Raw genomic sequence first — 17,504 nt, 5'->3', positions numbered from 1 at the left:
CTTGACCGAGCGCACCTCGGCGTGCGTGGCCGTGCGATCGACCTGCCAGCGACCTTCCTGAAACACCAGTGACAGATCGATCAGGCCGATGTTCTTGCCGTAGTAATTGCCCATGACCGCGGGCACACCGCGTATGAAGCCACGCTCGTTGTCGACTTCGGGCAGGTGCGCGTAACGCGCCTTCGCGTCGTGCGGACTCGGAAAGATCTGGTGCGAATGGCCGAGCAGGATCGCATCGATGCCGGGTACGCCGGCCAGATGCCAGCCGGCGTTCTCGGTTTTCGCCGAGTAGGGCGAGGTGTCGATGCCGCCGTGCACGATCGCGATCACGATATCGGCGCCGGCCTTGTGCAGTTCCGGCAGGTATTTCTGCGCCGCCTCGACCACGCCCATGACCGTGACCTTGCCGTCGAGGTTGCGCTTGTCCCACTCCATGATGCCGGTCGGCGTGAAGCCGAGCAGACCGATGCGCAGCGTCACCTCGCGCGCACTGCCGTCGGGAGCTTTCGCACGGAACGTGCGTGTCAGCACGCGCCATGGCGCGTACAGCGGCTTGCCGTCCTTGGCGCTGAATACGTTCGACAGCACCAGCGGAAAATGTGGACCTTTGCATTTTTCCACCGGCACGCCGGCCACATTGAACGCGGTGCCGGTGACCTGGCTCAGAAACGGCAGGCCGTAGTTGAACTCATGATTGCCGATCGTGCCGGCGTCGTAACCGACTGCGTCCATCGCCTTGTAGATCGCCAGTTCCTGATCGCAAGGCAGCGGCTTGACCTGGGCTTGCCAGTCGGCCAGCGCTGTGCCCTGGATCGTATCGCCGGCATCGAAGGTCAGGCTGTTCTCGAATTCCTTGCGTGCCGTGCGGATCAGCTCGGCTGCGCGCTCGAATCCGAGATTGCGGTCCTCGGCGAGTTTGAAGTAGTCGTAGCTCATGATATTGGTATGGATGTCGGTCGTTTCCAGAACGCCGATCCGCGCGCGTGTGCCGGCTGCCGGCGCAGCCTGATGATCCAGCTTTTGCGTCGCGCAGGCGGCAAGGACAAGGCTGGCAAGGCAGGCGGGCAGGAGTAGTTTGATTCGATGCATTGCGACGATCCGTTCTGGCAGAGTCGCAAGTTTAGCGCGTCGGCGAGGCGGCGGTTTGTCGCCGCTTGCGTGTGGCGAAAGGAAAGCCCGGATCGCATCTGTTAATCTGGCAAGCCTTCTCCGCAACCATTTTTCATCGATGACCACACGTACGCGTTTCGCTCCCAGTCCTACCGGATTCCTGCATATCGGCGGCGCACGCACTGCGCTGTACTGCTGGCTGGAGGCGCGCCATCGCGGCGGTGAATTCATTCTGCGTATCGAGGACACCGATCGCGAACGTTCGACGGATGCGGCCGTGCAGGCGATTCTGGACGGCATGCGCTGGCTCGAACTCGACCACGACGAGGGTCCGTACTACCAGACCCTGCGCATGGAACGTTATCGGCATGTCGCCGAGGACCTGGTCAAGGCCGGCAAGGCCTATTACGCCTACGAAACCCGCGACGAACTCGAAGCGATGCGTGCGCAGGCGATGGCGCAGAATCTCAAGCCGCGCTACAACGGCCACTACCGCAATCTCAACGAACCTTTGCGCGAGGATCCCAATCGCGTCATCCGTTTCAAGAACCCGCAGGACGGCAGCGTCGTGTTCGATGACAAGGTGAAGGGCCGCATCGAGTGGAGCAACGGAGAGCTCGACGATCTGGTGATCCTGCGTTCGGACGGGTTTCCGACCTACAACTTCGCCGTCGTCGTCGACGATATCGACATGCGCATCAGCGACGTGATCCGCGGCGACGATCACGTCAACAACACGCCGCGTCAGATCAATATCTACGCCGCGCTGAACGCGGAGATTCCGCAATTTGCGCATCTGCCGATGATCCTCGGCGCGGACGGGCAAAAGCTGAGCAAACGCCACGGCGCGGTTGGCGTGATGCAGTATCGCGACGACGGCTTCCTGCCGCATGCGGTGCTCAATTACCTGGTGCGGCTGGGCTGGTCGCACGGCGATCAGGAAGTTTTTTCGCGCGAGCAGATGATCGAGTTGTTCGACGTAGCCGACGTGAACAAGGCTGCGGCGCGCTTCGATGTGGAAAAGCTGAAGTGGTTGAACCAGCAATACCTGAAGAACGACGACCCGCTGGAAATCGCGCCGCATTTCGACTGGCATCTGCGCATGCAGGGTCTCGATCCCGCGCACGGGCCCGCGCCCACGGATGTGATTGTCGCACTGCGCGAACGCGTGCACACCTTGCGCGAAATGGCCGAGAAGGCCAGCGTCTGGTACGGTCCGATCACGCAGTGGGACGATGCGGCGATCGCCAAGCACCTCAAATCCGCGACTGCCTTGCCCGCGCTCAACGCGATCCATGCGCAACTGGAAAAAGTGCAGGAGTGGAAAGTGGAAAATGTACACCAGGCGATTGCCGACGCGGCGGCCGCGATCGGCGAGGGCATGGGCAAGGTCGCACAACCGCTGCGCGTGGCGATGACCGGCACTCAGGTTTCCCCGTCGATCGATCACACGGTGTTTCTGGTCGGCCGCGAGCGTGCGCTCAGGCGCATCGAGGACGCCCTGGCCAAAGCGGGCGCATGAGTCTGTTCAAGCGATGAGCTGCGATTTCTCCACGCTGTCCAAAGTGCAGGGCGATCCCGAGCAGGCCATGGACCTGCTGCAGCAATGCACCGATGCGCTGACCGATCCGAGCCTGTGGTACTGGACGATCGGTTTCACCATCGTCTGCGCGCTGGTCGGTGCGCTGATCGGAAAATACAAGAATGCTGTGGTGCGCGATACGCTGCTCGGCCTTGCACTCGGACCGATCGGCTGGATCATCTCGCTGTTGCTGCCGGCGGTGAAAGCGAAACCAGTATGTCCGGCATGCAAGCGCGTGGTCGACGCGAGCGACAAGCATTGCCGCTATTGCGGCGCTGAGCTGAATTCCACAGGCCTGCGCTGAGATGGCGGTCATACAGTGGGGTGGTGCGACGCCAGTTCGCCCCCATATCCAGTGCTATGATTCTGACCGCCAACACCCGCCAGCTCATGTCCGCCAAAGCCACCAGCACCCATCACCACCATCACGACGCAAATGCCTTCGTCCGCGAGGTCACCGCGGCGTGCGAACTGCGCGGCCTGCGGCTGACTGAAATTCGCCAGCAGGTGCTCGGCCTGATCGCGAGCGCGGGCAAGCCGGTCAAGGCCTACGACCTGCTCGACCGCCTCAAGGACGACCGCAGCAACGCGGCGCCGCCAACCGTGTATCGCGCGCTGGATTTCCTGCTGGAAAACGGCTTCATCCACAAACTTGAATCGATCAACGCCTACGTCAGTTGCCACCATCCGAGCGTGGTGCACCACGTGCCGTTCCTGATCTGCGACGTGTGCGAATCGGCCACCGAGATCTGCGACGAGCGCGTCGCCAAGCAGCTCAACGACCAGGCCAAGGCGCTGGGTTTCCGCGCGCGCGCGCAGACGCTGGAAGTACATGGGGTCTGCAAGCGCTGCGCGTAGCGATGCTTGATCGTGCGCCCAGGGACTATTTGCGGATATCGAAATCGGGTTTTTCGTTCAAGGTGCCGTCCGGTTCCAATACCGCATAGTGCTTGCGCTCCGAATCGAATACGACCGCCACCGGTTGCTGGAACATCGGACGGCGGATGAACTTGAGTTCCCAGCCGAACCGTTCCAGATTGACCAGCGTGATCGTCTGCACCGCATTGAGCTCACGCTTCGATGCGCTGCTTGGCGGCTTGCGCCGTTCCTTATCCATTGCGCCCCTCCTGATCCATCGTGCGTCCCCCTGTCGGACTCGCGTTGGTGCGGTGTCTATCCTACCTCGTGCGCACGCATAAGCGAAGTGGGTATCGCGACGTGCCAGGCGCCGACACGCCGGTTGTCAAAATTTCTTGCTGAGGCCCAAGTACACGCCGGCGCGCGGGCCATACTGCGGTGCACCGACACCGATGCCGGATCCGTCGCGGATCTCGTAGACCTGATCGGTCGTATTGATCAGCGCGAGGCGCACATTGGTCGTGCCAATCCGTGGCAGATCGAAATCGCGGCTCGCGGAGAGGTTGACCTGCCAATACTGCGGCAGATGCGCGGTGTTGGCGAAGTCCGCGCGCAGACCCGAACCGTAGAGGAAATCCGCGCCGAACCGGGTGCCGCTCCAGTCGTAGCTCACGCCGCCCGAACCGGTCAGACGCTGGTCGTGGTCGAGATGCACCCAGTGCGTGGCGATATAGTCGATCTCGTCCTGGCTGAAATTGTATTGACCGGTGACGACCTGCTGGCCCATTGCGCGGTTCGAAGACATATTCAAATATGCACTGAGATTTCCATTTGTATAATTCGCGGTGAATTCCAGCCCGCGCACGCGACCCCGGTTGTAGTTGAACGGTGAGAAGATCAGGGCCGCGCCGAACTGGCCTTCGTCGAGCAGGTTGTGCACCTCGCGGTAGTAGGCGTCGAGGCTCAGGGTCAGGTTGTCGCCGATTTTGTGGTTGATGCCGGCGTCGAAATAATTCGAGCGCTCCGACAGCGTTTGCGCATTCACATTGCTCGGCAGCGCGTTGGTCGTGCCCTGGAACTTGGCGATATCGGTCGGCGAGATCAGTTCCGCCGGCGGCGGCGTGAAATAGCGCGCGTAGCCCGCATGGAGGGTCGTCGCATCGCTCAGCTGATAGACGAGGCCGAGGCGCGGACTGACCTGGCCTTCGCTGACATAGGCATCGACCTTGTCCGCGCGCAGGCCGTAGTTCAAGGTCAGCTTGTCGTTGAGATTCCACTGGTCCTGCAAATACACGCCGTAGGTGCGCGCGTCGATCGGCGGCGCGTTGTCGACGATCGTGATCGGCGTGGTGCCGGTCTGATTGCCGTCGCCATCCGCAGGAAACACCAGCGATGAGGTGTTGCTGAGCGGATGTTCGCTGCTGATGTAGAGACCGTAACGTAGCGTGTGCGCATCGCCGAGCGGCGTGGAGAAATCCGTTTGCAGAGTGTCGGCGCGATTGCTGTGATCGATCGTGCCGGCGACGCCGTTGAAGATCAGATCTCCGACCGGATCGGGTTGGTAATTCACGCTGGCATAGCGCTGGCCGACCGAGACCTGGTAGTCGCTGTCGCCGAGCCTGCCTTGCAAGGCAAGCACGCCGAAGCGCGTGGTTTCGCGTTGACGCTCGTCGAGCTTGCTCGAATCGAAACCGTCGACGCCGGCCAGTTGGTAGTTGGGCTGTTGATCGGGATTATTCGGAATCTGAAAACGGTTGTTGGTGACGCCGAACATGAAGGACACACGTGAGTCCTCATTCAGAAGATACGACAGATAACCGAAACCCTTCGCCTGGTTGGTGTGATCGTGAATCGCGTTGTAGGACGAGGTCGGGTTCTCGATGCCGATATCGTTCTGCAGATAGTCGCCGGTAAAGAAGTAGCTCCAGCGATCCGCGCTGCCGTGCAGCGAGAGTTGCGGATTGAACGTGCCGAAGGAGCCCACGCTGACGCCGACTTTGCCGCCGAATTCGTCGTCGCCGGTGTTGTCGCCGTGGCGGTGCGCACCGCTTTCCGTGGTGATATCGACCACGCCCGCCGTGCGATAGCCGTACTGCGCGGGCAGCGCGCCAGTGAGCAGCTGCACGCGCTCGATGATGTCGCTGTCGATGCTCTGGCCAAAGCCCGAGATGCTCTCGGGAATGATCACGCCATTGATGCGATATTGCAGGTCGGCGTGATCGCCGCGTACGTGCAGCTGACCGTAGGAGTCCTGCACGACGCCGGGCGCCTGCAGCAGCACCTGGTTGAGCGGTGTTGCGTCGCCGAGCGGCAGTTGCTCGATCGCCTTCTGGTCGATGCTGTACTGGCTTGCGCCGATCTCGGGCGAAAGCTGGTTGCGCGACCGGTCGAGCCTGGCGTTGACCTCGACGGATTTCAGCGTGGTGGTCGTGTCCGCGCGCGCTGCGGGATCGGCGGGAGCGGAGGGCACGCTCGCTGCGTTCGCGTCGCCGGCCATGGCGGCATGGGCAGAATGCGACAGGGCGAGTGCCATGGCGGCGGCGAGAGCAGGCAGGGTACGGTTCATGGCTGGGGTCGTCCAGTGGAATAAATGTTATGATATAATGTATCAAGTTTAGATCACAGAGCCCCTACCGGAAGTCACACTAATGATTATTGTTCATAAACGGCACATCGGCGCGATGGCCGATTTGTACCCATTTCTGATATGTTATAACCCTGCCATGAACAGCCCCTCCGCCCCTGAGCTACCCGGTTCCGTGTCTTCCGCCGTGGCGCACGATGCGCTCGCGCATATCGCCGACCGCGTCGGCGCGACCGCGTCGTTTCTCTGCGCCGTGCATTGCGCCGCGCTGCCGTTCGTACTCACCGTGCTGCCCGCGCTGGGCCTGGGATTTCTCGCCGACCACCGCTTCGAACGCGTGTTCATCGCCTGCGCGAGTTGCCTCGCGCTCGTGGCGCTGATCCGCGGTTACCGCCGCCATCACATCGCCAGCCCTCTGCGCATCGCTGTGCCTGGGCTGATCCTGCTCTGGGTGGGGGCATGGATTTTCGATGCCGAATCCTCGCTTGCGCTACACGCCACCCTGGTCACGATTGGCGGCTGCTCTGTCGCCTACGCGCATATGCGCAATCTGCGCCTGACGCACAGTTACGGTGCATGCTGCGCCAGCAAAGCCGGAACGGCGGCGTAGTGAACGCGCCTCGCGAGTCGTATGCGATGGCGTGCAGCGATTGCTTCGCCATTCAACATCGCAATTGTGTAACGTCGCCCATGCGGCCTAGGATGGGTGCGGATCACGCCCCGCGCACAGCGTGCATTGCCGGCAAATGAACGCACACATCACCCATCATCACGATCGCCACGATCATGTGCAGCAACGCACAGGCGAGCGCCGCCTGTTGTTCGCGTTTGCGCTGACCTTGCTGACCCTGATCGTCGAAGCGGCCGGCGGCTGGTATTCGGGCTCGCTCGCCCTGCTCGCCGACGCGGGGCATATGTTCGTCGATGCGTTTGCGCTGTTGCTTGCCTGGGCCGGCGCGCATTTCGCCATGCGCCCGGCCGACGACAAGCGCAGCTTCGGCTATGCGCGCCTCGAAGTGCTGGTCGGTTACACCAACGCGCTGGCGCAGTTCGGCATCGTCGTCTGGATCGTCGCCGAAGCGCTGGCGCGATTTGCCATGCCGACGCCGATCCTTCCCGGCATCATGCTCGTGGTCGCGCTGGTCGGCCTGGTCGTCAATCTGCTCGTGCTGCAGGTGCTCGGCGGCCACGATCACGACGATCTCAACACCGCCGGCGCGCGTCTGCACGTGCTCGGCGATCTGCTCGGTTCGCTTGGCGCCGTCGCCGCGGCGCTGATCATCCGTGGCTTCGGCTGGCTGTGGGCCGATCCGGCGATTTCCATCGTCGTCGCCGTGCTGATCCTTGCCAGCGCCTGGCGGTTGCTGCGGCGTTCGGCGCATATCCTGCTCGAGGGTACGCCCGACGGCGTGGATGCGGCGCTGGTCACCGCAACGGTCAAACGCGAGGCGGGCATCGCCGACGTGCATCACGTTCACATCTGGCAGCTCGCCGGCGGCAGGCGCCTGGCTACCCTGCATGCGCGCATGGTCGAGGGCGCGGACACGCACGCGGCCCTGCTGCGCGTACAAAGTATACTACGTGAACAATTCCACATTGCGCACGCGACGGTGCAGATCGAGCAGCACGGCTGCCTGCACGATGATTGCACCAAGCAGGCGCATTCGCGCTAGGCGCCGTTCCGCAAATAACTTTGCATGTGAAATTCAGTTTTATTCCCTTCTCCCGCTGGCGGGAGAAGGTGCCGAAGGCGGATGAGGGGTGGCCACGATGTTGCGCCACCCTCACCCGGCGCGCTACACGCGCCGACCTCTCCCGCCAGCGGGAGAGGTGAAACGCAGCATTCGCACTAGGCGCCAGGCTTCGCTTTTCCGCGTTTTTCCAGCCAGGCCTGCGCGCAGCCGCGGCCGACGTCGCGCAGATCGCGTAGAAAGCCGATTCGCGTGTTCAGTCCGGTCTTCGCACTGTAGCTGTCGAGCGATTCGCCGGGTTCGATGATCTGCATGTCGATGCGCTTCAGGCGCCGGCCGATCCAGGTCAGCGGGAAATTCCTGGCCAGCATGCCTTGCGCGGTCTGCAACGTTTCCAGTTCGCGGATGAAAGTCGTCGAGAAACTCAGCTCGGTGATGCGTTGACCGATTTCGCGCGCGGTCGCCGGCAACTGCGCGTGCTCGATCGGCTGCACGAGCACGCACAGGATTTCTTCGGCGGCACAGCGATAGATCAGCGGCTCCAGCGCGGGATTGCCGGCGTAGCCGCCGTCCCAATAGGTTTCGCCATCGATCTCGACCGGCGCGAACAACTGCGGCAGGCAGGTGGTCGCGAGCAACGCATCCAGGGTCACGCGCGAATTGTCGAACAGTTGCAGGCGTCCGTCGCGCACACGTGTGGCGGCGATAAACAGCTTGAACGGCGACTGGCTCCGGATCCTGTCGAAATCGAACAGCGACGCAGCGATGTTCTTGACCGGATTGATACCGAGCGGATTGATTTCCTGCGGCGTGAAATAGCGTGTCAGGCCGAGCAGGAAACGCTCGGTCGCAGCGCCCGTCGGCGAGGAAAACGCCCAGCGCATGAGGCTGGTCTGACTGGCGACGCCTTCCCACAACGCTGTGAGCGCCGCGCGCGCGCCGTCGCGCCCGCCATCGAGCCAGCCTTGCGTCAGCGCGAGCGCATTCATCGCGCCGCTGCTGGTCGCACTGATGCCGTCGAAGTCGATCCCGCCTTCTTCGAGCAGGCGGTCGAGCACGCCCCAAGTGAACGCGCCATGCGCGCCGCCGCCCTGCAAGGCGAGGCTGATCGTGACGGCGCCGGGCGCAGCGGTTGGCATCGCGGCGATAATACCTTGCGCAATGGTCAACGGGCGACAACGGATGACGCTCCATATCCTCGCCCACGCTCGTCTCACGCCGTCCTTGCTGCTAAGCTACGCCACCTTTTACAAACCTATACAGGAGCAATCACGATGGGCAGAGGCGACCGCAAGACCAAGAAAGGCAAGACCGCAATCCGCAGCTACGGCAATGCACGTCCGCATTCGGTAAAGAAAGCTGTGGTCGGCGTAAAGAAAGCCGCGCCGGTGAAAACCGCGGCGAAGAAGGCGGCGCCAGCGGCCAAGAAAGCGGCGCCGGCGAAGAAATCGACCTGATTCCTGGTTGTCAGCGTTGCTGCAGACCCCGCCGAGTGCGGGGTTTCTTCTTTTGGGCAGCGTGCATTTGATTCGTCAAGAGGCTGCGAGGATCTTGCCGTCGGCGTACACGCGCTGCGTCAGTGCGCCGCCGATCCAGTAGCACAGCTCGGCGGGATGCTCGATGTCCCAGACGACAAAGTCGGCGCGGCGACCGGCTTCGAGCGTGCCGCGATCGTCCAGCCCGAGCGCGCGCGCCGCATTGACCGTGGCCCCGCGCAACGCTTCCTCAGGCGTCATGCGGAACAGCGTGCAGGCCATGTTCAGCGCCTGGCGCAGGGACAACAGCGGCGAGGTACCGGGATTGAGGTCGCTGGCCACGGCCAGCGGCACCTTGTGATCGCGCAACTCCTGGATCGGCGGAAGTTTACTTTCGCGCAAAGTATAGAATGCGCCAGGCAGCATGACCGCAACGCTGCCGGCCGCTGCCAGCGCGCGCACACCGGCCTCACTCGTGTATTCCAGATGATCGGCGGAGAGCGCGCCGACCTGCGCTGCCAGTGCCGCGCCGCCGCAATCGGACAACTGATCCGCATGCAGTTTCACCGGCAGTCCGCAGGCGCGCGCGGTCTCGAACACGCGCCGCGTTTCCGATGGGGTGAACGCGATGTTCTCGCAGAACGCATCGACCGCATCGGCCAGACCCGCACGCGCGACGGCGGGCAACATGCGGATGCAGACTTCGTCGACATAGTCGGACTGGCGACCGGCAAATTCCGCCGGCACGGCATGCGCGCCGAGAAAGGTCGTGCGCACCGTGATGCCGAGTGAGTCGCCGATACGCCGTGCGACGCGCAGCATCTTGATCTCGTTGTCGAGATCGAGGCCATAGCCGGATTTGATTTCCAGCGTGGTCACGCCATCGGCGAGCAGCGCGCGCGCGCGGGGCAGGGATTGTGCAAGCAAGTCGTCTTCGCTGGCCGCGCGCGTTTTCGTCACGCTCGAAACGATGCCGCCGCCGGCCTTCGCGATATCGGTGTAGCTGGCGCCGTTGAGGCGCTGATCGAATTCCCCGGCGCGATTGCCGGCGAAGACCAGATGCGTGTGGCAATCGATCAGTCCCGGCGTAATCCAGGCGCCGTGCAGCGATTCGACGTGAGTGGCTAGCGCATCGGCGTTTCCGGGCAGCGCGGACTGTGCTGCGGCGAAGGTGATTTTCCCATCCTTCCAACCGAACGCCGCCTGCTCGACGATGCCGAACGCTGCCGTGCCGCCGGCCAGCGTGGCGAGGCGACAGTCGAGCAGCAGTCCATCCCAGCGTGTGTCCATTGTGAACTCCATTGCACCAAGCCGCGGCGCAAAAACTGTTACGCTTTGCCGATAGTAGCGAGATTCTCCTATGAGCGATTATTTTGCCGATTTTGCCTGGCTGCCGCAGGGCTGGGTACCGAACGTACAAATCGCCGTCGATGCCGGCCGGGATCGGCGTGGCACGATTTCCGCCGTGCAAGCAGACGCTGCACGCAACAGCACCGAATACCTCGGCCGTTACGTCGTCCCCGGCATGCCGAATCTGCATTCGCATGCGTTCCAGCGGGCGATGGCCGGGCTTGCCGAGCGCAGAAAGAGTACCGCGTCTGTTTCTGCGCGCGAAAATCCCGCCCCCGGCCGCGTTCAACAAGACAGCGACAGTTTCTGGACCTGGCGCGAGACGATGTACGCGTTCGCCAGCCGCGTCGGTCCGGACGATCTGCGCGCGATCGCGGCGCAGCTGTATGTCGAGATGCTCAAGGCTGGCTACACCCAAGTCTGCGAATTCCACTATCTGCATCATCAGCCCGATGGCAAACCCTATGCCGATCCCGCGGCGATGTCGCTGGCATTGATCGAGGCGGCGCAGGAAGCCGGCATCGGCCTGACCCTGCTGCCGACCCTGTACATGACCGGCGGTTTCGATGGGCGCCCGTTGTCCGAACGCCAGCGCCGCTTTGCCTTCGACGTCGACGGCTATCTTTCGCTTTTGCGCCAATTGAGAAAAATGGAAAATTCCACATTGCGCGTCGGTGCGGCCTTGCATTCGCTGCGCGCGGTGCCGGCCGATGCGATGCATGCGGTTCTGCAGTCGGGGCTGGTCGATCAGGCGCCTGTGCATATCCATGTCGCCGAGCAGATCGGTGAAGTGCAGGATTGCCTCGCCTTGCGCAACGCGCGTCCGGTCGAGTGGCTGCTCGATCATGCGCCGGTGGACGCGCGCTGGTGCCTCGTGCACGCCACGCATATGACGCCGCAAGAAAGCGCGCGGGTGGCGCAGTCCGGTGCGGTCGCGGGACTGTGTCCGACTACTGAGGCCAATCTCGGCGATGGCCTGTTTGCGCTCAAGCCGTATCTCGATGCACACGGCACGATCGGTATCGGTTCGGACAGCCAGATCTCGGTATCGCCGGTCGAGGAATTGCGCTGGCTCGAATACGGTCAGCGCCTGGCCACACGCCATCGCAATATCGCGGTAAGCGAGTCGAGCGACAGCGTCGGCGAGTCGCTCTGGAGTCAGGCGCTGTCAGGCGGTGCGCGTGCCGCGGGAGTGCCGGTCGGCTCGCTGCAGGGCGCAGATTCCAAGTCCGCGCAGACGGCCAAACGCGCCGATCTGCTGGTACTCGATCACGATGCGCCGCTGCTCGCCGCGCGCGCACCGGCCAACGTGATCGACAGTTTCATCTTTGCCGGCAACGCAAACCTGGTGCGGCATGTGATGGTGAACGGCGAATGGGTCGTGCGCGATTTCCGGCATCGCGACGAGGAGCGCATCGCCGCGCGCTACCACGATGCGGTGCAGCGGTTGAACGATTCGGTTTAAGGACTCGAAACTATCCGCCGGAGCGCGCGGCCAGCAGCGCGACGAAACGATCCAGACTATCCCGCGGCCAGTGCTCGCTGCGTTTGTAGTATTCCGCGACGGCCGGTGTATCCGCCGGGAGCACGACCCACGGCTGCTTCGAGGCCGTGAAGATCTGAATGTCGGGCGCGAGCCTGAACGGCTCATCGAGCGTGCCGACGCGGAAACGCACGGCATCGCCCGCGCCGGCGTAGTTGCTCCACACGGCGATCTTGCAGGTCGCGCAGCGCGCAATCCTTTGTCCCTTGCCGCTGTTGGATGGCGTGTTCACCACGTCGAGTTCGCCTTGCAGCAAACTTGCCCGATCCGATTCGATCATCGCGTTGAGGGCGAACGCGGTCCCGGTTTCACGCTGGCACCAGTAGCAGTGGCAACAGTGAACGAACAATGGTTTCGTCGACATCCGGTAACGAACCGCGCGGCAGGTGCAGCCACCATCCAACGGAAAATAATCGCTCGCTGGCATTTGCATAAGATCGCTCGAAAGCCGTGCGCAGATCTTCAGGTTAGACAATGCGGCGCTTGAGCCGGTTGCCCAGAAACAGCAGCACGCCGCTGACGACGAGAAACCCGATCGAGATCGCGATGCTGTAAAGGACGACTCCACTCCAGCCGCCCGGCGCCTTGTGCGGATCGATGAACCAGTAGGGGTACCACGCGACGATGGCGCCACGGACCAGCGAATAGATCAGGTAGGCACTCGGATAGATCAGCCACAAGCCGACGTGCCGCGGCACCAATGTCGATTTCGGCGGTTGCAACAGCCAATCCACAACCATCACGATGGGCATCAGGTAATGGGTCACGAAATTCACCAAGGGAACGACCCCTGCATTCTCCATGCGACTGAGCAGCAGGCCGAAAACGAGTCCGACGATGGCCATGGCGACAACCGCGCTTCCGCGCACGATATCGTAGGCTTCGGAAGGTTGCCGGCGACGGATGAGATAGACCGCGCCGACGACCAGCACAATGGCCGCAAAAAGGCTCGAAAGGATGGTGAAAAAACTGAAGTAGTTGGCGACGTGGCCGTTGTCGACGGCGACCATGAATTGTTTGCCGAGCGCCGCGAGCGTGAGCAGGCCGAAGAACAGGCGCGCCCCGATCAGGACATTCCGCATGTGCGGCGTGGCATCGCGTGTGCTCATGTTTTCACCAGACTCCAGTTACTTTGTCGGCGTCTGCTGAAACACTGCGTTCAGCCAGCGTCCGCCGCGCTTGATGTACAGCGAACTCACCCAGGCCGGACTCGGGACCGGAACTCCTGCGCAGGTCGTTTTCTGCTGTGCGTGATAAACGAGCAGGGCGGCATCTTGCGACAGGCGGGTGACCTGAAAACCGTCGACTGCGTAACTCTCGACCGAACAGAATGGGCCCGCAACGCCAGCGACGACGTTTGCCTTGTCCGTGGCGCCGCGCGCGCTGACGTCCACATGATCATCCGAGAGGAACGACGAAAAGTACGCTCCGTCATGAGCCTTCCAGGCGACCCAGGACTGTTTTTCCAGGTTGATCAAGGTAGCGCCGACATCACCCGCTCGCGACGCTTTGTCAGAACTCGCGTTGGTCGCGCCGGCCGCAATGACTGTCGATCCGGACATTGCGAAAAGAATAATTGCCAAGCCTGGTTTCATCGTGCCTCCCGGAGATGCCGTATTACCTAAAATGATGTCACTGACGCCGAAGGCGCAAGCTTGCGCCGACTATGCGTTTGCGCGGCTCAGCTGGAGTGCCTTTTGGCGGCACCGTCACTATTGGCCGAAACGCTTCGCGGCGTCCGCTTTGGCTTTCTCGCGCTCGATCTCGCGGTTTTTCGGCGGTGCCAGCGTGATCAGGGAATGGATCAAGGTCCGCGCCGCCTCATCGACCTGTTGCACGGCCAGATTGAAAGCGGCTTCGTTGATCTTCGACGGCGAGTTGAATCCGCTCAACTTGCGCACGAACTGCAGCGAAGAGGCAAGAATCTCCTCGTCCGTTGCCGGTGGCTCGAAGTTGAACAGGGTCTTGATGTTTCTGCACATGCGACCTCCAACGGCGACGTCAGACGGGCCGGTCAGACCGAGTCGGAAAAGTCCCATTCCTCGTCATGACGCCGCCCGAGTGCTCAATGGTACTTCCAATCGTTTCTTGAATGGCCCAGTCGTCGATGCCGGGGTCAGGCGCTGCCGCTCACGACCTCGCTCATGAGCGCGAGCTGGTTGCCATCGGGGTCGTTTCCGTTTTCCAGGCCTGTCATCGACGGAGGTCAAAGGTCGAAAAAGAAAACGGGCGCGAGTGCTGCCAGAGCGGCGCCAATTTGCAGCGTCAGTACCAGCAGCGCCTGCTTCGGAATTCGCGGCAGCCACCTGATGGCGAAGAATGCCACGACGGGTGCCTGTCCGGCCATGAGCAATTGAAAGATATGCGCGGCGGGTCCCTCGTCGGCTTCGCGGGCGACCCCGTACGCGGCAATGTGAAAAAGCACTGTCGCCAAAGCGACGAACGACATCGCCAGTGGAACGAAGGCGCTGGGGTGTTTGAGTGTAGAGATGTTCATATGGGAACCTATAGGGCGAGAAGGGCGGTGACGCTTGCCAAGCGTGGCAGTGGTCCGCTATTGGGTGTTGTTGAACTCGGAAATAATCTCGTCGGCCGTCGGATTGGCTTTTCCCATGCCGTTGATCAGCGCGATGGGAATCTCGCCACGCATCACGACATCCAGTCTCTTGAATGCGGCCCGTTGTTCGTCTGACGGCTCGTAAACCTGCGCGCCATAGTGAGACGTTCTGACATTTGCAATTCCGGCGGCGGTGAGTTTTTCCACAAGAGCGACCGCGCGCTGAGTTCCTTCCCTGGGGCAATTGAGCGGCGCGAAAAGCAGAACCGTGTCGTGCTGTGCGCCGTCGGGCATTGGGACGGGCAAGAATCCGTTCGTATCCGTGGCGCCACGAATCGTCCTGTCCTCGGTTCGCTGCTGCTGCCACCAATGCAGCCCAAAGGCGAGCAGGGCTGCAAGACACAACATGCGAAGAAGGGTCATCGAAATACTCAGTCATCAATCGCAAGCGCATGAACGATACCGTGTCCGTCCTCGATGCGAAGCTGGTAGCGGGATCTTGGCAATCCCGAAACAGTGAAAAAGAGCTTTATCAGAAACGCACAGTCGGGAATTGGCTTGCCGCGGTCCACGCCGGCCCGTCTGTAGGAATATGCAAGAGTCAACGTCGAGCCGTCCAGATGTACCTTGGCCGTAGCTGGGTCGACATGACTGTCCGCCGCTTCATCGTCCCACATGTCGACTGCGAGTTCGTCCGGCCCGACCCAGTCTGCGGAGATTTGCTCTCGTTCCTGCTGCGAGGTCGGTGGGGAAAGGAGCGGCGACAGGGGCGAGCCGCATCCCAGGCGCACGATCGACAGCGCAACGGTCTGCGCAGCGCATTGACCAGAGATGGCCAGCAGTAGCAACACCAGAGCAAGCGTCTTGAGCATTGCAGCTATCCTCGATGCGGTGGACCAATGCATGAGCCATGCACCTGCATCCAGTGTTTGACGAATGCTGATCAGTCTACCTTTGGCATCAATCTCAACACATCATGGAGGCTAAGCGGGGCCGAGTCCCTGACGTTCCGTGGCGTATCCTGCCAAAAGGCGGGCAATCTTGAAGGAAAAATTCCTGTCCTGGTAGAACAGCTCAAGCACCTTTTCTCCCGTGATGCTGAACAGCTCGCAGTCAGTTTGACAATGTGCCGTGGCCACACGCACGGCATCTTCGGAGAACACTGCAACCTCGCCAAAAAGCGTACCGGGACCGAGCGACTTGCCGAGCTCCTTTAAATAAACGGTCCCGGATTTGAGTACGTATACTTCCTTGGCATGATCGCCCTTGCAGAACAAGTCGGCGCCCGCCTGCCGAGCGATGGACGCCATGAAGGGAAGCAGGAAATCGTATGGAAAGCCAGTCTCCTGAATGGAGCGGATCGACCGGGTCGTTCGCGTGATTTCGCGCAAGCGAACCACATTGAGTGGAAGCAGCGCCGCGTGGAGTACGAGAATTGGAAGAACCTTGGGCAATATGTCTTCGTAAATTCCCTGTAGTCCGTAGCCGATGAACACGATGTTGCTGGCGACTGCAAATGTGCGTAGCGGAACAATCGTCCGCATGAAGAAGCTCACGAAGACCAGTGCGGCGGCGAGCCAGGCCAGTATTTCCATTACCATTGGGATAACCCCGATTTTGCTTTTGTATTGGGAACTCTAGCGCTGGCCGCGTTACGCTGTCCTTGCGCTTGTCGTGTTCCTCGATCGCGGCGAGATATTGCCTACGCTTGCCTGCGTGAGCCTTGTCTTGTTTTCGGCCATAAGCTGTCCACTCCGAATGGTGGTTTGCGACACCCGGCGTTTGAGCTAAGGTTGCTAATCAGGCGTCTCTCCGACGAATGTCCCTGAAGAGTCGTATTGATAGTGATGCACGGCACCAGAATTGAATTGCGGATCTCCGCTGATGCCGAGTGCGGTTGGGCGAACGGTTACGGTCCAATCAGCGCCGTTGTTAGCGATTGAAATGCGGCACGATCCAGCGGCACCACAGTCGGCAGATGAGCGAGACTGAGCATCAGCGCGTATTCGATCTTCCATGCTGTTGCCACTGCTGACATCGCAGCCCGCGATCAAGAGCAAGAGCATGAGCAAGAGCAATGCAGAATCTTTCATATCTGGCCCACCTCGGATTTTCCCGGTTTCGTCGCTGCCGCCCGCGCCGTGGGATTGAGCACAGGCTCGCCGATCTTGCGCAGCGTGTTGCGATCCGTATGGTGGAACGGTTCCGCCTGACCTGGGATGACCAATACCGTGTCCTGCTCGTAGGACCACGTTCCATCGGCGTTGATCGAAACCGTGATCGTGTAACTTTCCGTTCTGAATGCGTACTCCAGAAATGGATTCGACACGATCCCATTCATCTGGGATCCACGCACAGCCTGCAGGCGAAACGTTCTCGCGTCAGCCGCGGCGCGACCGACTGCCATCGCCGCTTGTCCGCGCGGTATCGAAAGCGTCTGGATCACGGTGCCTGTCGCCGGCTCCCACAGCCAATAGCCGACCTGATCGTGAAATGTCTCGGCGTCATCGGGCTTGAAGATCTGCGTGTGATAGCGCAATCCGTAGAAAAGTTGCGGCCCATTGGTCTGCGCATCGATCGGCTGCAACTCCATGTGTTCGATGAAGGCCTGCTTTTCGGGGCCGTCGGGTTTCGGGTTGACGTCGAGACCGCGCGTGCCGGTCCAGATGCCTGCCATTCCGGTGAGCGGTCCGAGATTGGCGAGCGTATCGACGTCCGGTTCGGGTTCGGTGTAGATGTCTTTGGGGAAATCTT

At 61.6% G+C, this 17,504-nt stretch carries 21 protein-coding genes; 7 read left to right on the top strand and 14 right to left on the bottom strand.

The genetic code is table 11. The features are described 5' to 3' along the window. The coding region (locus VIE67_RS08675; protein WP_332025268.1) for a metallophosphoesterase at positions 1–1,089 on the bottom strand (1,089 nt) is incomplete at its 3' end. A gap of 139 nt (positions 1,090–1,228) precedes the next feature. Here VIE67_RS08675 and gltX point away from each other — a divergent pair. From gltX to VIE67_RS08660, 3 genes are all read left to right on the top strand, one after another. Then, the gene (gene gltX / locus VIE67_RS08670) at positions 1,229–2,632 is read left to right on the top strand and encodes a glutamate--tRNA ligase (protein ID WP_332025266.1); all 1,404 of its coding nucleotides are present in this window, start codon (positions 1,229–1,231) and stop codon (positions 2,630–2,632) included. Between the two features lie 13 nt (positions 2,633–2,645). Beyond that, a complete protein-coding gene (locus tag VIE67_RS08665) occupies positions 2,646–2,996 on the top strand; it encodes a zinc ribbon domain-containing protein (RefSeq protein ID WP_332025264.1) in 351 nt (116 codons plus the stop codon). A gap of 86 nt (positions 2,997–3,082) precedes the next feature. Further along, entirely contained in the window at positions 3,083–3,550 is a 468-nt protein-coding gene (locus tag VIE67_RS08660) for a transcriptional repressor (RefSeq protein ID WP_332025262.1), read from the top strand. A gap of 25 nt (positions 3,551–3,575) precedes the next feature. Here the strand turns inward: VIE67_RS08660 and VIE67_RS08655 are convergent, their stop codons facing one another. Continuing rightward, entirely contained in the window at positions 3,576–3,809 is a 234-nt protein-coding gene (locus tag VIE67_RS08655; protein WP_332025260.1) for a hypothetical protein, read from the bottom strand. A 126-nt stretch (positions 3,810–3,935) separates the two neighbouring features. After that, positions 3,936–6,116 (bottom strand): TonB-dependent receptor, encoded by a 2,181-nt coding sequence (locus tag VIE67_RS08650; protein ID WP_332025258.1) that lies wholly within the window; start codon positions 6,114–6,116, stop codon positions 3,936–3,938. 157 nt (positions 6,117–6,273) lie between these two features. Between VIE67_RS08650 and VIE67_RS08645 the strand changes: the two genes are divergently transcribed. Then, the gene (locus tag VIE67_RS08645) at positions 6,274–6,744 is read left to right on the top strand and encodes a MerC domain-containing protein (RefSeq protein ID WP_332025256.1); all 471 of its coding nucleotides are present in this window, start codon (positions 6,274–6,276) and stop codon (positions 6,742–6,744) included. A gap of 136 nt (positions 6,745–6,880) precedes the next feature. Further along, the gene (locus VIE67_RS08640) at positions 6,881–7,807 is read left to right on the top strand and encodes a cation diffusion facilitator family transporter (RefSeq protein ID WP_332025254.1); all 927 of its coding nucleotides are present in this window, start codon (positions 6,881–6,883) and stop codon (positions 7,805–7,807) included. 176 nt (positions 7,808–7,983) lie between these two features. Here VIE67_RS08640 and VIE67_RS08635 read toward each other — a convergent pair whose 3' ends face one another. Beyond that, positions 7,984–8,964, bottom strand: a complete 981-nt coding sequence (locus tag VIE67_RS08635) for a patatin-like phospholipase family protein (protein WP_332025252.1) — start codon at positions 8,962–8,964, stop codon at positions 7,984–7,986. Positions 8,965–9,099: 135 nt separating this feature from the next. Between VIE67_RS08635 and VIE67_RS08630 the strand changes: the two genes are divergently transcribed. Further along, positions 9,100–9,282 (top strand): 30S ribosomal protein THX, encoded by a 183-nt coding sequence (locus VIE67_RS08630; RefSeq protein WP_332025250.1) that lies wholly within the window; start codon positions 9,100–9,102, stop codon positions 9,280–9,282. A gap of 75 nt (positions 9,283–9,357) precedes the next feature. Here the strand turns inward: VIE67_RS08630 and hutI are convergent, their stop codons facing one another. After that, complete coding sequence (gene hutI, locus VIE67_RS08625) at positions 9,358–10,590, bottom strand: imidazolonepropionase (protein ID WP_332025248.1); 1,233 nt, start codon at positions 10,588–10,590, stop codon at positions 9,358–9,360. 70 nt (positions 10,591–10,660) lie between these two features. Between hutI and VIE67_RS08620 the strand changes: the two genes are divergently transcribed. Continuing rightward, positions 10,661–12,115 (top strand): formimidoylglutamate deiminase, encoded by a 1,455-nt coding sequence (locus VIE67_RS08620; protein WP_332025246.1) that lies wholly within the window; start codon positions 10,661–10,663, stop codon positions 12,113–12,115. 10 nt (positions 12,116–12,125) lie between these two features. Here VIE67_RS08620 and VIE67_RS08615 read toward each other — a convergent pair whose 3' ends face one another. The 9 genes from VIE67_RS08615 to VIE67_RS08575 all read right to left on the bottom strand — a co-directional run. Further along, a complete protein-coding gene (locus tag VIE67_RS08615; protein WP_524539303.1) occupies positions 12,126–12,620 on the bottom strand; it encodes a GFA family protein in 495 nt (164 codons plus the stop codon). A 40-nt stretch (positions 12,621–12,660) separates the two neighbouring features. Continuing rightward, entirely contained in the window at positions 12,661–13,302 is a 642-nt protein-coding gene (locus tag VIE67_RS08610; RefSeq protein WP_332025242.1) for a Pr6Pr family membrane protein, read from the bottom strand. A gap of 18 nt (positions 13,303–13,320) precedes the next feature. Beyond that, positions 13,321–13,755: a nuclear transport factor 2 family protein gene (locus VIE67_RS08605; RefSeq protein ID WP_332025240.1), complete on the bottom strand. Its 435-nt coding sequence runs from the start codon at positions 13,753–13,755 to the stop codon at positions 13,321–13,323. Between the two features lie 150 nt (positions 13,756–13,905). After that, on the bottom strand, positions 13,906–14,175 hold the full coding sequence (locus tag VIE67_RS08600; RefSeq protein ID WP_332025238.1) for a DUF2277 domain-containing protein: 270 nt from the start codon (positions 14,173–14,175) through the stop codon (positions 13,906–13,908). A gap of 224 nt (positions 14,176–14,399) precedes the next feature. Next, positions 14,400–14,690, bottom strand: a complete 291-nt coding sequence (locus VIE67_RS08595) for a hypothetical protein (RefSeq protein ID WP_332025236.1) — start codon at positions 14,688–14,690, stop codon at positions 14,400–14,402. Between the two features lie 57 nt (positions 14,691–14,747). Further along, complete coding sequence (locus VIE67_RS08590; RefSeq protein ID WP_332025234.1) at positions 14,748–15,173, bottom strand: hypothetical protein; 426 nt, start codon at positions 15,171–15,173, stop codon at positions 14,748–14,750. Between the two features lie 8 nt (positions 15,174–15,181). Then, entirely contained in the window at positions 15,182–15,622 is a 441-nt protein-coding gene (locus VIE67_RS08585) for a hypothetical protein (RefSeq protein ID WP_332025232.1), read from the bottom strand. 111 nt (positions 15,623–15,733) lie between these two features. Next, on the bottom strand, positions 15,734–16,345 hold the full coding sequence (locus VIE67_RS08580; protein WP_332025230.1) for a cyclic nucleotide-binding domain-containing protein: 612 nt from the start codon (positions 16,343–16,345) through the stop codon (positions 15,734–15,736). A gap of 494 nt (positions 16,346–16,839) precedes the next feature. Beyond that, the coding region (locus tag VIE67_RS08575; RefSeq protein WP_332025228.1) for an FABP family protein at positions 16,840–17,504 on the bottom strand (665 nt) is incomplete at its 5' end.

The organism is Rudaea sp. (assembly GCF_036560865.1).
Classification (GTDB): Bacteria; Pseudomonadota; Gammaproteobacteria; order Xanthomonadales; family Rhodanobacteraceae; genus Rudaea.
The sequence above is the reverse complement of the archived record's forward strand: the minus strand, read 5'-3'. Positions and strand labels throughout refer to the sequence as shown.

What these genes read in the sequence shown, in the direction of transcription:
- gltX (WP_332025266.1), top strand. Translation starts at nt 1,229, where the DNA reads ATGACCACACGTACGCGTTTCGCTCCCAGTCCTACCGGATTCCTGCAT.
- VIE67_RS08665 (WP_332025264.1), top strand. Translation starts at nt 2,646, where the DNA reads ATGAGCTGCGATTTCTCCACGCTGTCCAAAGTGCAGGGCGATCCCGAG.
- VIE67_RS08660 (WP_332025262.1), top strand. Translation starts at nt 3,083, where the DNA reads ATGTCCGCCAAAGCCACCAGCACCCATCACCACCATCACGACGCAAAT.
- VIE67_RS08655 (WP_332025260.1), bottom strand. Translation starts at nt 3,809, where the DNA reads ATGGATAAGGAACGGCGCAAGCCGCCAAGCAGCGCATCGAAGCGTGAG.
- VIE67_RS08650 (WP_332025258.1), bottom strand. Translation starts at nt 6,116, where the DNA reads ATGAACCGTACCCTGCCTGCTCTCGCCGCCGCCATGGCACTCGCCCTG.
- VIE67_RS08645 (WP_332025256.1), top strand. Translation starts at nt 6,274, where the DNA reads ATGAACAGCCCCTCCGCCCCTGAGCTACCCGGTTCCGTGTCTTCCGCC.
- VIE67_RS08640 (WP_332025254.1), top strand. Translation starts at nt 6,881, where the DNA reads ATGAACGCACACATCACCCATCATCACGATCGCCACGATCATGTGCAG.
- VIE67_RS08635 (WP_332025252.1), bottom strand. Translation starts at nt 8,964, where the DNA reads ATGCCAACCGCTGCGCCCGGCGCCGTCACGATCAGCCTCGCCTTGCAG.
- VIE67_RS08630 (WP_332025250.1), top strand. Translation starts at nt 9,100, where the DNA reads ATGGGCAGAGGCGACCGCAAGACCAAGAAAGGCAAGACCGCAATCCGC.
- hutI (WP_332025248.1), bottom strand. Translation starts at nt 10,590, where the DNA reads ATGGACACACGCTGGGATGGACTGCTGCTCGACTGTCGCCTCGCCACG.
- VIE67_RS08620 (WP_332025246.1), top strand. Translation starts at nt 10,661, where the DNA reads ATGAGCGATTATTTTGCCGATTTTGCCTGGCTGCCGCAGGGCTGGGTA.
- VIE67_RS08615 (WP_524539303.1), bottom strand. Translation starts at nt 12,620, where the DNA reads ATGCCAGCGAGCGATTATTTTCCGTTGGATGGTGGCTGCACCTGCCGC.
- VIE67_RS08610 (WP_332025242.1), bottom strand. Translation starts at nt 13,302, where the DNA reads ATGAGCACACGCGATGCCACGCCGCACATGCGGAATGTCCTGATCGGG.
- VIE67_RS08605 (WP_332025240.1), bottom strand. Translation starts at nt 13,755, where the DNA reads ATGTCCGGATCGACAGTCATTGCGGCCGGCGCGACCAACGCGAGTTCT.
- VIE67_RS08600 (WP_332025238.1), bottom strand. Translation starts at nt 14,175, where the DNA reads ATGTGCAGAAACATCAAGACCCTGTTCAACTTCGAGCCACCGGCAACG.
- VIE67_RS08595 (WP_332025236.1), bottom strand. Translation starts at nt 14,690, where the DNA reads ATGAACATCTCTACACTCAAACACCCCAGCGCCTTCGTTCCACTGGCG.
- VIE67_RS08590 (WP_332025234.1), bottom strand. Translation starts at nt 15,173, where the DNA reads ATGACCCTTCTTCGCATGTTGTGTCTTGCAGCCCTGCTCGCCTTTGGG.
- VIE67_RS08585 (WP_332025232.1), bottom strand. Translation starts at nt 15,622, where the DNA reads ATGCTCAAGACGCTTGCTCTGGTGTTGCTACTGCTGGCCATCTCTGGT.
- VIE67_RS08580 (WP_332025230.1), bottom strand. Translation starts at nt 16,345, where the DNA reads ATGGAAATACTGGCCTGGCTCGCCGCCGCACTGGTCTTCGTGAGCTTC.